This window comes from Actinacidiphila sp. bgisy160, assembly GCF_965342435.1.
Lineage (GTDB): Bacteria > Actinomycetota > Actinomycetes > Streptomycetales > Streptomycetaceae > Actinacidiphila.
Window position 1 is genome coordinate 90181 of record NZ_CBDRCM010000003.1, and the last position, 14387, is coordinate 104567.

The 14387-nt window shown below is 72.5% G+C and carries 14 protein-coding genes and 1 riboswitch; of the genes, 3 read left to right on the top strand and 11 right to left on the bottom strand.

Going from position 1 to position 14387, the window contains the following annotated elements:
- Positions 1-30: 30 nt before the first annotated feature.
- The 6 genes from ACRWNP_RS04855 to ACRWNP_RS04880 form a co-directional block, all read right to left on the bottom strand.
- Entirely contained in the window at positions 31-699 is a 669-nt protein-coding gene (locus tag ACRWNP_RS04855; protein WP_431959676.1) for an HNH endonuclease, read from the bottom strand.
- A complete protein-coding gene (locus tag ACRWNP_RS04860; protein WP_431959827.1) occupies positions 696-1340 on the bottom strand; it encodes an HNH endonuclease in 645 nt (214 codons plus the stop codon). Before ACRWNP_RS04860 ends, ACRWNP_RS04855 begins: the two co-directional genes overlap by 4 nt.
- 135 nt (positions 1341-1475) lie before the next feature.
- Complete coding sequence (locus ACRWNP_RS04865; RefSeq protein WP_431959677.1) at positions 1476-2333, bottom strand: fumarylacetoacetate hydrolase family protein; 858 nt, start codon at positions 2331-2333, stop codon at positions 1476-1478.
- A 55-nt stretch (positions 2334-2388) separates the two neighbouring features.
- Complete coding sequence (locus ACRWNP_RS04870; RefSeq protein WP_431959678.1) at positions 2389-3060, bottom strand: YidC/Oxa1 family membrane protein insertase; 672 nt, start codon at positions 3058-3060, stop codon at positions 2389-2391.
- 112 nt (positions 3061-3172) lie between these two features.
- Positions 3173-3484 carry a DUF6412 domain-containing protein gene (locus tag ACRWNP_RS04875; protein ID WP_431959679.1) on the bottom strand — a complete coding sequence of 104 codons (312 nt, stop codon included), beginning with the start codon at positions 3482-3484 and terminating at the stop codon, positions 3173-3175.
- 463 nt (positions 3485-3947) lie between these two features.
- Positions 3948-5264, bottom strand: coding sequence for a DUF445 domain-containing protein (locus tag ACRWNP_RS04880; RefSeq protein WP_431959828.1), 1317 nt, complete (start codon positions 5262-5264; stop codon positions 3948-3950).
- Positions 5265-5428: 164 nt separating this feature from the next.
- Here ACRWNP_RS04880 and ACRWNP_RS04885 point away from each other — a divergent pair, with 164 nt between their 5' ends.
- Complete coding sequence (locus ACRWNP_RS04885) at positions 5429-6754, top strand: SGNH/GDSL hydrolase family protein (RefSeq protein WP_431959680.1); 1326 nt, start codon at positions 5429-5431, stop codon at positions 6752-6754.
- 25 nt (positions 6755-6779) lie between these two features.
- A complete protein-coding gene (locus tag ACRWNP_RS04890; RefSeq protein WP_431959681.1) occupies positions 6780-7892 on the top strand; it encodes an aminotransferase class V-fold PLP-dependent enzyme in 1113 nt (370 codons plus the stop codon).
- 596 nt (positions 7893-8488) lie between these two features.
- Here ACRWNP_RS04890 and ACRWNP_RS04895 read toward each other — a convergent pair.
- The 3 genes from ACRWNP_RS04895 to ACRWNP_RS04905 are packed head-to-tail and all read right to left on the bottom strand — an operon-like array spanning position 8489 to position 11062.
- Positions 8489-9466, bottom strand: a complete 978-nt coding sequence (locus tag ACRWNP_RS04895) for an ABC transporter ATP-binding protein (protein WP_431959682.1) — start codon at positions 9464-9466, stop codon at positions 8489-8491.
- Positions 9466-10269, bottom strand: coding sequence for an ABC transporter permease (locus ACRWNP_RS04900; protein ID WP_431959684.1), 804 nt, complete (start codon positions 10267-10269; stop codon positions 9466-9468). The genes ACRWNP_RS04895 and ACRWNP_RS04900 overlap by 1 nt, the downstream gene beginning before the upstream one ends.
- Positions 10262-11062, bottom strand: coding sequence for an ABC transporter permease (locus tag ACRWNP_RS04905; protein ID WP_431959685.1), 801 nt, complete (start codon positions 11060-11062; stop codon positions 10262-10264). Before ACRWNP_RS04905 ends, ACRWNP_RS04900 begins: the two co-directional genes overlap by 8 nt.
- 272 nt (positions 11063-11334) lie before the next feature.
- On the opposite strand from ACRWNP_RS04905, the gene ACRWNP_RS04910 reads away from it, so the two are divergent.
- The gene (locus ACRWNP_RS04910) at positions 11335-13566 is read left to right on the top strand and encodes a transglycosylase domain-containing protein (protein WP_431959686.1); all 2232 of its coding nucleotides are present in this window, start codon (positions 11335-11337) and stop codon (positions 13564-13566) included.
- Between the two features lie 55 nt (positions 13567-13621).
- Here the strand turns inward: ACRWNP_RS04910 and ACRWNP_RS04915 are convergent, their stop codons facing one another.
- Complete coding sequence (locus ACRWNP_RS04915) at positions 13622-13942, bottom strand: DMT family transporter (RefSeq protein ID WP_361002094.1); 321 nt, start codon at positions 13940-13942, stop codon at positions 13622-13624.
- Positions 13943-13977: 35 nt separating this feature from the next.
- Positions 13978-14042: riboswitch (guanidine-III (ykkC-III) riboswitch) on the bottom strand.
- Positions 14043-14046: 4 nt separating this feature from the next.
- Entirely contained in the window at positions 14047-14385 is a 339-nt protein-coding gene (locus tag ACRWNP_RS04920; protein WP_431959687.1) for a GroES family chaperonin, read from the bottom strand.
- Positions 14386-14387: the final 2 nt, after the last annotated feature.

Here is a 14387-nt window from a genome sequence, read left to right on the forward strand (position 1 = left end):
ACGGGTGGCGGCTGCGGAATCGTAGGTGGTTTACCTGACTGCCGGGCGTCTGCCCCCACGGCACCAGGTGTCGGTGACGGCATGACAGTTCGGACACAACAGCCGCAGATTCTCCGCTCGGTCGTCCAGCGGGTCGCCGTTGATATGATCCACTTCCAGCGTCATCGGCCTGCCGAGCCAGCGCTCGCCGGTGCCGCATTGTGCGCACTGGGACGGCACGCCGATCTCGGCGAGGGCCCTTCGCAGGAGTACCGCTTTGGTGCGGTAGCCGTCGCTGCGCGCGACGAGGATGGCGGCTGCGGGCTTCCTGCCCCTGGTGCTGTTCCGGTTGCCGTGTGCCTGCCCGAGGAAGTGCCCGGTATCCAGTCCGTCCTCGGCCAGCCAAGCACGGAACAGCGCGCGGGTGCGCGTGTTGTCGGGCCTGCTCAGTCGACGGAGGGTCTCGGCCACCGACACGGAAAGCGCCACGGCCTCGCGGAGTTCTGTGGGCGTGGGTCGAGGGCGCTTGCGGCCTGCGCCGTAAGTGAGCCCGCGGAAATGGGAGATGTCGATGCCGAAGTCACCGAACCGCTTGTACAGGTAGCGGTGCAGCTTTTCGTAGGGAACCCTGTCGAGAAACGCCACGACCTCCTTCATGGAATGGCATCGAGCCGCCGCTTCCTCGAGCAGTTCGCGGGTGTACGGGGTCCCGGCGCTCACTGGGTGGTGCTCCGGTCGTGCCGCTTGCCCCGGCCCCGGTACGTATCGGTCGTCGCGTGGCAGTTCGGGCACAGCAGACGGAGATTGCGGAGGCGGTTGTCCCGCCAGTTGCCGTCGATGTGGTCGACCTCCAAGGGCAGCGGCCGGCCGCACCACACGGGCTCCGTACCGCAGAGCGCGCAGCACTCGGCGACGCCCTTCGCCAGCAGCGCGCTCTTGAGCCGGTCACTGTGAACGCGACGGGCCGTCCCTGCTTCCTGCCTGACCAGGAGTTCGTCATGCGACCGTCGGCCCTTGCTTCGCGCTCTGGTCACGAAATGCGAGATGTCGATGCCGAACCCGCGGATGCGTCGACTGATGTGCGTGTGCTGGCCGCCGACGGCGTCCACCCCCAGGTGGCTGAGTACCTCATACATGTTTGTCGACGCGGCGACCGCCTCGGTGAGCAGTTCGCGTGTCCAACGACCGCCTTCTCGTTCGAAATGCGATGTGTCCACGTGCAACCGTCTCATCCGCTCACGGAGGTAGCCCCTGGTCGGGCTCTTCGGGTCCAGCCCGAGCTTGATCATCGCCTCGGTGAGCGTACGCGACGACGCGACGGCGTCGGACAAGAGATCGCGGGTGTAGGGGCTTGCGCGCACTGATTTCCCCCGTGCGGTCGTGTGTTGCACTTTCGCACGCTTTAACGACGCACTTGTACGACGGTTACGCCGTCCGGATGCGGCGAGGGCGCCCGGCGTGTCGTGCCGGGCGCCCTTCGGCGGGGGGTTGGGGGGCTACGCGTCCTTGAGGACCTGGCGCTGGTGGCCGAGCCCGTCGATCTCGAGCTCGACGACGTCGCCGGCCCGGAGGTAGGGCTTGGGCTCGGGGCGGCCGAGGGCGACGCCGGCCGGGGTGCCGGTGTTGATGACGTCGCCGGGGTAGAGCGTCATGAACTGGCTGACGTAGCGGACGACTTCGGCGACCGGGAAGATCTGCTCGGCGGTGCTGCCGTCCTGCTTGAGGTCGCCGTTGACCCACAGCCGCAGGCCCAGCGCCTGGGGGTCGGGGACCTCGTCGGCGGTGACGAGCCAGGGGCCGAGGGGGTTGAAGGTCTCGCAGTTCTTGCCCTTGTCCCATTGGCCGCCGCGCTCGATCTGGAAGGCGCGTTCGGAGACGTCGTGGGAGACGGCGTAGCCGGCCACGGCGGCGAGGGCCTCCGATTCGCCGGCCGCGTAGCGCAGTTCGGCGCCGATGACGACGGCGAGTTCGACCTCCCAGTCGGTCTTGAGGCTGCCGCGGGGGACGAGGACGGTGTCGTCGGGGCCGACGACGGTGTCGGGGGCCTTCATGAAGAGGATGGGCTCGTCGGGGACGGCGGCGCCGGTCTCGCGGGCGTGGTCGTGGTAGTTGAGGCCGATGCAGACGATCTTGCCGATGCGGCTGAGCGGCGGGCCGACGCGCAGGTCGTCGGGGTCGAGGGCGGGGAGGGTGCCGTCGGCGGCCGCGGCGCGGATGCGGGCGAGGGTGTCCGCGTCGGCGAGCAGGGGGCCGTCGATGTCGGGGGTGAGGGAGGACAGGTCGCGCAGGGTGCCGTCCTGGTCGAGCAGGGCCGGGCGTTCGGCTCCGGCGGGGCCGACTCGCAGCAGCTTCACAAGACTCTCCGGGTGTGGTCGGGGGTGGTGGTCATGTCGGTGGTCGTGTCCGGGGTCATGTCCGATGGGGGCGGTCATCGGAGGTCTTGGTTGATCCTCCAGCCGCGGGGGCGGCGTCCGCAACCCCTTGCCCACGGCGTGGCCTGTGCAGATAGGCGCGTTCGGCGACGGTCCAGGCGGCGGAGGTGGCGATGTAGAGCCCGGCGGCCGGGGGGACGACGGCGGCGGTGACCAGGGTGCCGAAGGAGAGCAGCGGGAGGTGCTTGGCGAGGCCCTGGGCGTCGGGGGAGGCCTTGCGGGCGCGGCGGTAGGACCAGTAGGCGACGGCGGCGACCACGACGAGGATCGCGACGTGCAGGGCGCCGGTCCGGTCGTCGGCGATCCGGGCGGTGGAGGAGGCGTGGTAGAGCACGAAGAAGGCGGGCAGTTGGAGGAGGGTCGGGAGCATGCCGGCGAAGGGGGAGGCGCCCTGCTGGGTGTAGAGGCCGTTGAGGGCGCGCTGGAGTTCCTGGGGGTCGCGTGCGTGCTTGCGGCGCAGTTCGGCGACGCGTGGGGCGAGTGCGGTGCGGGCCTTCTCGCCGCGGGCGGCGGCGCGGGCGAGGGGGTGGAGGGCGAGTCGTACCAGGAGGGTGACGAGGACGATCGCGGCGGCGGGTGCGGCGGCGCGTCCGGTGAGGGGGGCGAGGTTGTCGGTGAGGGTGAGCAGGGCGTGCGTGAACACGGACATGGGGGTGGGACCCTCCGCGGGTGTCGTCGTGCCGGTCGGTCGGGTGGGCGCGGCGTGACGGGGCGCGGTGGGGCAGCGGGTGCCGTGTGGTGCGGTGGCGGTGGCGTTGCCCCTAGGCGGCCGTCGGGAGGGGGCGGCCGGGAGCCCTGGGGCGTGGGCGGCCGGAGGCGTCGGGGTCGCGCTGGGGGAGGAAGGCGGTGCGGCGTTCCCGGTCGCGCAGCGCGGTGCGGACGCGTCCGCGGGGTACGGAGGGTGCGGTGGCCGAGAGGCGGAGGGCGCTGCCGAGCAGGAGGGCGAGCGTGGCGGTGGTCGCGGCGGCGGCGACGGTGGTGGTGAGGCCGCTGTGGGTGAGCAGGAGGCCTGTGAGGAGGAGCAGGAGGGCGGCGCCGTGCACGCGTGCGGCTGCGGCGGTGCTTCGCATCATGGGGACTCCTCCTTCCGTTCGTTCCGCAGGGGATGACGTACGGGGGGTCGGCGTGGTTCCGCTGCGGCGAGTCGCCCCAGTGGTGTGGGTGATGTGGTGGCCGGGTCCGGTCATGTGGCGGCGGGGGTGGACGGTGTTGCGGGCGTCGGCGCCGCCGGCTGCGGGGTCGGCTCCTGGGTGCGGTGCCGCCGGCTGGTGCGGATTCATCCGATGTCTTGGGGGTGGGGGTGTCGGAGGGGCCGGTGTGGTCCCGTTGCCGCTCCAGGGTGGTGACCCGGTGCGCGCCGCCGCCTGGGCCACGTGACGGGACGGCGCCGAGGGCGAGGGCGGTTTCGCCGGGGCCCGGCAGCGCGCGTCCCTGCCGGCGTGGCGGAACGTGGGGCGGGTGGCCATGCCGGCCGGGCAGGTGACGTGGCGTCAGTTTCCTGGTTCCGTGGCCTCCCCGCTTCACGCCACCGCCCCGCTACCCCGTCAGAAGCCGTGACACGGTGTAGATGACCAGCCCCGCCAGGGAGCCGACGACGGTGCCGTTGATCCGGATGAACTGCAGGTCCCTGCCGACGTTCGCCTCGATCTTGCGGGTGGTCTGCTCGGGGTCCCACCCGGCGATGGTGTCGGTGATCAGCGCGGTGATCTCGTCGCGGTAGGTGGTGACCACGTACGTGGCGGCGTCCTCCAGCCAGCCGTCGATCTTGGCGGTGAGCCGGGGGTCCTCGGTCATCCGCGCGCCCAGCGACAGCAGCGAGGCCCGGGCCCGCAGCCGCAGTTCGCTGCGCTCGTCCTCGGCGGCGGCGACGATCATGCCGCGGACCGAGCCCCACGCGGACTCGATGAGGTCCTGGACCTCGTCGCGGGCGATCAGGTCCTTCTTGAGCCGTTCGACGCGGGTCCGGGTGTCGGGGTCGGACTGCAGTTCACGGGCGAAGTCGGCCAGGAAGCGGTCGATGGCGCCGCGGGCGGGGTGCTCGGGCATGTCCCGCATCTCGGCGGTGAAGCGCACGAGTTCCTTGTAGACGCGTTCGCCGACCCGGCGGTCCACGAAGCGCGGGGTCCAGCCGGGGGCGCCCTCCTGGACGGCGTGCATCACCGAGTCGGAGTGCTCGACCAGCCAGTCGTGCGCCCGGACGCAGACCAGGTCGACCACTCGCCGGTGCCCGCCGTCGGCGACGACGCGCTCCAGCATCTTCCCGATCCCCGGGGCGATCTCCTGGGCGTCGGCGCGCCGGGTGATGGCCTCGCCGACCACCGCCTGGACGTCGGAGTCGCGCAGCACGGTCAGGGCGCCGCGCAGGGCGGCGGCGCCCTGTTCGGTGACGCGGTCGGCGTGGTCGGGGTGTTCCAGCCAGGCGCCGAGCCGCCGGGCGATGCCGACCTTGCGCAGCCGGGTGCGGACGACCTGCGGGGACAGGAAGTTCTCGCCGACGAAGTCGCCGAGGGTGCGGCCGAGCGCGTCCTTCTTGGTGGGGATGATCGCGGTGTGCGGGATGGGCAGGCCGAGCGGTCTGCGGAAGAGCGCGGTCACCGCGAACCAGTCGGCGAGGGCGCCGACCATGCCCGCCTCGGCGGCGGCCGCGACGTAGCCGGACCACGCGCCGACCCCCGCCGACTCGGCCCACTTGGCCAGCCCGTACACGGCTGTTGCCACCAGCAGCAGGCCGGTGGCGATCACCTTCATGCGTCGTACGCCGCGCCGCCTGCCCTCGTCGGCGGGGCTGTACGAGAACGCCGGAGTCGGGTCTTGGTCCGATCCGGTCACCGCAGCCGTTTCCATCCGCCGCATCCACTCCTTCCGCGTATCGTCCACACCACACTCTTCGAGTGGAACGAACAACGAGTTCCCGGCGTCCGACAATGCAGACGGGCAGGCCCGACGCCTCCATGGGATCATGGCGGCAGCGGATCGCGCCGGTTTCCCGCCCTTTGATCCCAGGAGTGAAGCGCCGCATGGCCAGATCGACGGGTTATGCACTGCTCGCCGGAATTGTCGCGCTGGTCGCGGTTCTCTCCGCCGCGATCTTCGTCACCGCCGGCCGCGGCGACTCCTCCGGCCGTTCCGGGAGGCCCGCGGTGGCGGCCGGACTGCCCGGTGTCCCCAACCAGGCCGCGCCCGCGGCGTCCGGTTCTTGGGTGGGCACCTGGTCGGCATCCCCGGTCGGGGGCGAGCCGAACGTGCCCAAGGGCTACGCGGGGTGGTCGATCCGCAACGTGGTGCACACCAGTGTCGGCGGCACCTCGGTGCGCATCCACCTCTCCAACCTCTTCGGCCGGACGCCGCTGCTGATCGGCCGGGCGACGGTCGCCGTCGCGGCGGCCGAGGGGTCGCCGGCCGCGGCGCGCGGCACGATGCGGTCGCTGACCTTCGGCGGGCGGACGCAGGTGCGGATCCCCGCGGGCGGCGGCGTCGTCAGCGATCCCGTGCAACTGGCCGTGCCGCAGGCGGCGGACCTCCTGGTGACGACGTACACGCCGCAGGCCTCGGGCCCGGTGACGTACCACCCGCGGGCGCGGCAGACCTCGTTCATGGCGCTCGGCGAGCGCACCGCGCGGACCGACGGCGCCGCTTACACCGCGCGGACCCCCTACTGGCGCTATGTGACGGGGGTGGACGTCTTCACGCGGCAGGCGGCCGGGTCGGTGGTGCTGTTCGGTGACTCGATCACCGACGGCATCACCTCCACGTCCGGCGCGAACCACCGCTGGCCGGACCGCCTGGCGGCGCGGCTGCGCGGCTCCGGTGACCGGGGATTGCGGCTCGGCGTCCTCAATCAGGGGATCAGCGGCAACCGGGTGCTGCGCGACGGCGAGAACGGCGGCAATCCCAGCGGCCTGAGCCGCCTCGAGCGCGACGCGCTCTCCCAGACCGGCGTCCGCACGCTCGTCGTCGAGCTGGGCATCAATGACGTGATCAGGCCGCCGCAGCGGACCGGTGCGCGCGAGATCCTCTCCGGGTTGCGGGAGATCGTGGCGCGCGGCCACGAGCGCGGGCTGCGGGTGCTGGGCGCCACGCTGATGCCCAGCGGGGGCCATGCGGGCTTCAACGCGCACACCGAGGCGGTGCGGCAGCAGGTGAACGCCGCGATCCGGGCGGGCACGGTGTACGACGACGTGATCGACTTCGACCGGGCGCTGCGCGACCCGCGCCGTCCCTCCGCGCTGCTGCCCGCCTACGACTCCGGCGACCATCTGCACCCCAGTGACGCCGGCTACCTGCGCATGGCGGAGACTGTGCGGTTGTCGCTGCTCAAGGGCGGCGCGGCGGCCAAGGTGTGACGAGTACGGACGGACGGCGAGACCCATGACGGACCACACGGGCGGTCTGCCCGGCTACGCCGGGCACTTCAGCGAGCCCGAGGGCTACCTGGACTTCGCACGCTACGGCCCGCCCTCGCGGGACGTCCTGGACGCTACAGCGGCCGCCCTGGCGGCGTCGGCCGAGGCCGACCACACCACCGTCAACGAGCTGATGCGGGCTGAGCCGCGCGCCCGGGCCGCGGCGGCCCGGCTGGCGGGGACGGACACCGGGCACGTGGCGCTGCTGCCCAACGCCTCCACCGGGCTCTTCCACGCCGCTTTCGGTGTGCCCGCAGGCGCCGTCCTGGTGCCGTCGGCCGACTTCCCCGCCAACCACTACCCGTGGCGGCGTACGGCCGCTCTGGGCCGGGCGGTCCCGCGCTGGCTGGACGGCGCGCCGACCCCGGACGCGGTGCGCGCTGCGCTGACGGACGACGTGGTGGCGGTCTCGGTCAGCGCCGTGGACTTCCGCACCGGGTACCGGGCCGACCTCGCCGCGCTGCGCGAGGTCGTCGGCGACCGGCTGCTCGTGGTGGACGCGATGCAGGGCTTCGGCGTCGTCGAGCTGCCGTGGCAGGCGGCGGACGTGGTCGTGGCGGGCGGCCAGAAGTGGCTGCGGGCGAGCTGGGCGACCGGTTTCGCGGCGCTGTCGGACCGGGCCCTGGAGCGGCTGGAGCCCACGCTGACGGGGTGGACCGGGGTGGAGGACGTCGCCGTCTTCGACGACACCGAGCACCCGGTCGCGCCGGACGCGCTGCGCTGGAGCATCACCAATCTGAGCCCGGTGACGGCCGCGGCCTTCGCGGTGGCGCTGGAGCTGGTCGAGGGCGTCGGGGTGGCCGCGATCGAGGCGCATGTCGCGCGCCGGGTCGACGAGCTGATCGACGTGGTCCGTTCGGCGGGCGGGCAGGTGCTGTCCCCGGTGGCGCGTGCCGAGCGGGCGGGCATCGTGTCCTTCGCGGTGCCGGACGTGGACCCGGCCCAGGTCGCCAAGGCACTGCACGCGCACGGGGTGACCCCGTCGGTGCGGACGGACTCCGTCCGGCTGTCGGCGCACGCGTCGACCACGGCGGGCGCGGTGGAGCGGGTACGGGCGGCGCTGACCTCGCTGCGCTGACCCCCGGGCGGGACGACGCGGTCCGGCCCGCGCTCCCGGTCGGGAACGTCCCCGTGCCGGGGAGGACTCCGTCGATTGCGGCCCCCGTCCTCATGGCGGCCCGGGGTGCCCACGCGCTCTGCGGGGCCCAACGAGCCTGCCGGGCAAGTACGGACCGGGGTCGGGGAGCTCGCCGCAGATGACCCGCGGCGCCGGTCGCCGGTACGCCCGTGGGTGGCGCCGGCGGTCGGGAAGGGTGCCGGTGCGGGGGCGAGCGGGCCGGGCCCGTGACGATCGCGTCGGGGTGGGCTGCCGGACGGTGGTGCGGCCGTTGTCGGGCCGGTCACGTGATGGCCGCACATCGTGCCCATCGCGCAGTCGGGGGCGGTTTGCCCAAGTCTTCCCGCAGGGCCGGCCCGGCGGTCGTGGACGCCGTGGGCCGGTCGCCGGTACGCCCGTGGGTGGCGTCGGCGGTCGGGGAGGGTGCCGGTGCGGGGGCGAGCGGGCCGGGCCCGCGACGATCGGGGCCCGGGCACCCGTTCCGGGCGCGTCGCCGGCCGGCTCGGCACGCACACCGGCCCCCGCCCCCGTGGCACCGTCGGGGCGGCTGCGGTCCGTCAGGCCGGGGCGGTGCTGCTCGCGGTGTACATGCGGGCGATGACGTCCTCGATGGTCGGTTCGCGCACCGACAGGTCGACGACGCCGTGCCGCGCGGTGAGTTCGGCGACCAGGGGCGCCGCGCTGGCGGCCGCGGGGAAGGCGATCCACTGCCGGGGTCCTTCGACGCGCTCGCAGCGGGCGCCCGGGAGTTCCACGGGCGGCAGTTCCCGTTCGAAGTCGACGACGAGGGTGCGTTCGCTCTCGCCCGCGGCGTGCAGCCCGTCGAGCCCCCCGTCGTACACCAGGCGGCCGTGGTCGATCACCATGACGCGGCCGCACAGCTGCTCGATGTCGGTGAGGTCGTGGGTGGTGAGCAGGACGGTGGTGCCCTGCTCGGTGTTGACGGCCCGCAGGAACGAGCGCACCTTCGCCTTGCTGACGACGTCCAGCCCGATGGTGGGCTCGTCGAGGTAGAGCACCTCGGGGTCGTGGAGGAGCGCCGCGGCGATGTCGCCGCGCATGCGCTGGCCGAGCGAGAGCTGCCGTACGGGGACGTCCAGGAGCGGTGCGAGGTCGAGCAGGCCGACGCAGCGGTCGAGGTTGCGGCGGTAGCGGGCGGCGTCGACGCGGTACATGCGGCGCACGAGTTCGTAGGAGTCCCGCAGCGGCAGGTCCCACCACAAGGTGGTGCGCTGCCCGAAGACGACGCCGACGCGGCGGGCGAGCCGGGTGCGCTCGCGGGAGGGGTCGATGCCGGCGACGCGCAGCCGGCCGCCGCTGGGGGTGAGGATGCCGGTGAGCATCTTGACGGTGGTGGACTTGCCGGCGCCGTTGGGCCCGATGTACCCGACCACCTGGCCGGCGGGGACGGTGAAGGAGAGGCCGTCCACGGCGCGTACCCGGCGGCGTTCGCGGCGCAGCAGGCCGGCGCGGCGGCGTACGTCGAAGACCTTCTCGACGCCGTCGAGTTCGATGAGGGAGGTCATGTCGGGCATCAGCTCCCGGTGCTCCGGTACGAACGCAGGCCCGCCCGCCAGGCGGCGCCGGCCAGGGCGCAGCAGGCGACGGCGACCAGCGGTGGGGCGAAGTCCACCCAGCCGGGCAGGCCGAGGGGGTCCTGGCGGCCGAGGATGCGCAGCGCGGGCAGCCAGTTGACGAAGGCGAGCGGCACCACGAAGGTGACGCCGCGTACGAGGTCCTTGGCGAAGACCGACGGCGGGAACTGCAGCAGGGTGGCGCCGCCGTAGGTGAAGGAGTTCTGCACCTCCGAGGCGTCGCCGGCCCAGAACTGGAAGGCCGCGCCGGCGACGAAGACCGCGCCGAAGATCCCGGCGCCGCTGAGCAGCATCACCGGCAGCAGCACCAGGTCCAGGGCGGTCCAGTGCAGTTCCAGGCGGGTCACCGACCAGCCCAGGACGAGCAGTCCCTGGACGATACGGCCGATCCGGCGCAGGGCGAAGCGGTCGGCGGCGACCTGGGCGAGCACGGGCACGGGCCGCACCAGGAGGGTGTCGAGCGTGCCGTCGCGGACCCGGTCGCCGAGCCGCTCCATGCTGCCCAGGGCGAGGTCGGCCATGCCGAAGGCGATGCCGGCGGTGCCGTAGAGGAAGGCGACCTCGGGCAGGGAGAAGCCGCCGAGCCGGTCGATCTGGGAGAACATCAGCAGGATCGTGAGGAAGTCCAGCCCGGTGGCGGCGAAGTTGACGGCCGCGGTCATCGCGAACGACGCCCGGTACGCCATGGTCGAGCGGGTCCACATCCACACGATCAGCCCGTAGGCGCGCAGTGCCTCAGCCACCCTGGACCACCACCTTGCGGGTGGCCGCGGACTGCAGCAGCCGCCCCGCGCCGAGCAGGAGCACCGCCCAGACGGCCTGGAAGCCCAGGGCGGCGGCGAGGGCGGCGCCGGTGTGCCGGCCGAGCAGGATGTCGGCGGGGACCTGGAGCAGTGCTGACCAGGGCAGCAGCAGGGTGATCGCGGCCAGCTCGCCGGGGAAGGCGTTGAGGGGCAGCAGCATGCCGGAGAAGAAGAGCGTGGACAGGCCGGAGACAGCCACGATCCCGGTGCCGTCCATGAGCCAGAAGACGCTGAGGACGACGAGATAGCGCAGGGCGAAGCTGACGACGACCCCGAGGGCGACCGACAGCAGGAAGCAGGCCCAGGTGGCGGGGGAGGCCGGGAGGGCGAGGTCGAAGGCGAGGGCGCCGCAGGCCATGGGCACCACGCCGCGGGCGATCAGCTGGTAGCCGGCCCGTCCGAGGTCGGCGGCGAGCCACCAGGCCTGCAGGTCGGCGGGGCGGTGGAGGTCGACGGCGATGTCGCCGCTGCGGACGCGCTCGATCAGCTCGTCCTGGAACCCGCCGCCCATGAGGGAGGAGGTCGCGAACAGTGCCTGCCCGATCCAGACGTACGTCAACGCCATGGACTGGTCGTAGCCCCCCAGGTGGGGCCGTTCGTGCCAGAGGGCGATGTAGGTGTATGCGGTGATGAAGCCGAAGACCGTGTTGGTGAATACGCCGGCCGCGGTGGCCACCCGGTACGTGGCGTGGCGCCGGAAGCCGCTCGCCGCCACGGTCGCGTACAGGTGCATGGTCCCTCCTCCCGGTGATGGGGAACGGGTCCGCCCGTTCGCGCGCAAGCGCCCGACCTTACTCGTGGTGACCTCCCGATGCCATGGAGTTTTCACCCGGCGGGGTGGTGGGTGTCACGCTTTCGGCCTGTCACAGGCTTGTCACGGATGCGCAGCGATGACCCGTTTTGTCCTGATGGTGGGAGGGTGTCCGGCGGGTCGTACGGCACGATTGACCCAAGATGTTCCGCCGCGGCACAACCCTCGGCGGCCGCGGAGGAGTCAGTACAGACATGAGCAGCAGCAACGCTTCCCCCGGCGGCTGGGAGAACCGGCCCTCCGGCAAGAAGCCGAAGCGCACCGGTGCCCGCAGACTCATCCCGAGCTGGCGCGGGGTGCTCGGCGCGTTCCTGTTGGTCGTGCTGGCGTGCGCGGGGGCGTTCATCATCGGTTACCAACTGGTCGACATCCCCAAGGCGAACGCGGGCGCGGTCGCGCAGAGCAACGTCTACCTGTACTCCGACGGCACCCAGCTCGCCCGCGACGGCGCGGTCAACCGCGAGAACGTGGGCCTGGACCAGGTGTCCGAGGTCGCCCAGCACGCCACCCTGGCCGCCGAGGACCGGAACTTCTACCACGAGTCCGCGGTCAGCCCGAAGGCGATGCTGCGCGCGGCGTGGAACACGGTCACCGGCAAGGGCAAGCAGTCCGGTTCGACCATCACCCAGCAGTACGTCAAGAACTACTACCTCAACCAGGAGCAGACGGCGGTCCGCAAGGCCAAGGAGTTCTTCATCGCGATCAAGCTGGACCGCGAGAAGACCAAGGAGGAGATCCTCGAGGGGTATCTCAACACCAGCTACTACGGCCGCAACGCCTACGGCATCCAGGCCGCCGCCCAGGCCTACTTCGGCAAGGACGCCGACGAGCTCGACGCCGCCGAGGGCGCGTACCTGGCGACCCTGCTCAACGCGCCCAGCGAGTACGACATCGTGGCCCATCCGGAGAACAAGGCCAAGGCGCGGGCCCGCTGGGACTACGTGCTGGACGGCATGGTCAAGGAGGGCTGGCTGAGCGCGGGCGAGCGCGCCGGGCTGAAGTTCCCGGAGCCGCACAAGGCCAAGGCCGCCACCGGGATGTCCGGCCAGCGCGGCTACCTGGTCGAGGCCGTCAAGGACTACCTGTACGGGGCGAAGATCCTGGACGAGGAGACCCTGCGCTCCGGCGGTTACCGCATCACCACCACCATCGACCGCAAGAAGGAGAAGGCCTTCGTCAAGGCGGCCGAGAAGCGGCTGCTGGACAAGCTCGACCCCAAGGCGCACCCGGCCGACAGGTTCGTGCGGGTCGGCGGGGCGTCCATCGACCCGGCCAGCGGCAAGGTCGTCGCGATGTACGGCGGCGTCGACTTCACCAAGCAGTACGTCAACAACGCGACCCGCTCCGACTACCAGGTGGGTTCCACCTTCAAGCCGTTCATCTTCGCCTCCGCCGTGCAGAACGACGCCACCACCCAGAACGACCGGCGCATCACCCCGTACACCGTCTACGACGGCCGGAACAAGCGCGAGGTCATCGGTCCGGACGGCCCCACCGGCTACGCCCCGGAGAACGAGGACGGCGTCTCCTACGGTCCGATCACGGTCACCAAGGCCATGGACAAGTCCGTGAACTCGGTCTACGCCCAGATGGCGCAGGACGTCGGGGCGGGCGAGGTCAACGACACGGTGCGGGCCCTGGGCATGCCGGAGAAGGTGAAGCTGGTGACCACCCCGGCGATGGCGCTCGGCACGATGACGGCGAGCCCGCTGGACATGGCGCAGGCCTACGCGACGCTCGCCAACCACGGCCGGTACGTCCCGTACACCATGGTGGTGAAGATCACCAAGAACGGGCAGGAGGTGCAGCTGCCCGTGCGCCGGCCCACGCAGGCCGTGCACCGGGAGGCCGCCGACACCACGACGTCCATCCTGCGCTCGGTGGTTCGCGGCGGTACCGCGACCGCCGCGCAGGCCTCCGGCCGGCCCGCCGCGGGCAAGACCGGCACGGCGGAGGAGGACCGGGCCGCCTGGTTCGCCGGCTACACCCCGGACCTGGCCACCGTCGTCGCCGTCATGGGCCAGGACCCCGAGCCGCCGTACGGCCAGAAGAAGCTGTACAACGTCACGGGACTGCCCCGGGTCAACGGCGGCGGCTACCCCACGCAGATCTGGGCCCAGTACACGGCCGACGCGCTGGAGGGGAAGCCGGTGAAGAACTTCAAGCTGCGGCTGGCGCCCGGCGCCCAGGCCCCGCCGACCACCGCCCCGCCGGCCAGCTCCGCGCCGCCCACCACGGCCCCGCCGACCGCCCCGGCCCCGCCGCAGACGTCCGAGCCGCCCGGCACGGAGGAACCGCCGGTCAGCGAGGAGCCGACCGAACCCGGCGGCCCGTCCAGCCCCGGCACGGACGGCGGCCCCGAGGGCGGCGGACTGCCCATCGGCGGCCTGGACGGCGACCCCGGTGGCGGGGACGACTTCCCGTAGGCCGGACCGGGCGCCGCCGGGGGTCTCCGGCGGCGCCCGGAGCGGGCCCGGTGCCTCAGTGCCCCGAGGTCGCCTTCAGGCCGACCACGGACACCAGCAGCAGGCAGATGAAGAAGATCCGGGCGGCGGTCGCCGGCTCACCCAGCACGACGATGCCGAGCACCGCCGCGCCGGCCGCGCCGATACCCACCCACACCCCGTAGGCGGTGCCGATCGGCAGCGTCCTGGCCGCGTACGACAGCAGCAGCATGCTCGCCACGATGCCGAGCCCCGTGCCGACGCTGGGCCACAGCCGGGTGAAGCCGTCGGTGTACTTCATGCCGACCGACCAGCCGACCTCGAGCAGGCCGGCGGCACACAACAGGACCCATGCCATGACGGGCACCTCCACGATCCTCGAGGGGTTCAGGGGGTGCGTCGTCTTTGCATGGGCCCTGGTACGGCGCGTCTCGTCAGGGGGACGAAGCCGACGATAACAAATCAGAGGTAGAGGCCGGTGGAGTCCTCCGAGCCCTGCAGCCGCTCCGCGGCCACCGCGTGCAGGTCCCGCTCCCGCATCAGCACGTACGCCGTGCCGCGCACCTCGACCTCGGCCCGCTCCTCCGGGTCGAAGAGCACCCGGTCGCCGACCTCCACGGTCCGTACGTTCTGTCCCACCGCGACCACCTCGGCCCAGGCGAGCCGCTTGCCGACGGCGGCCGTGGCGGGGATCAGGATGCCGCCGCCGGAGCGCCGCTCGCCCTCGGGGACGTCGGAGCGCACCAGCACGCGGTCGTGCAGCATGCGGATGGGAAGCTTGTCATGCGTATTCGAACTCACAG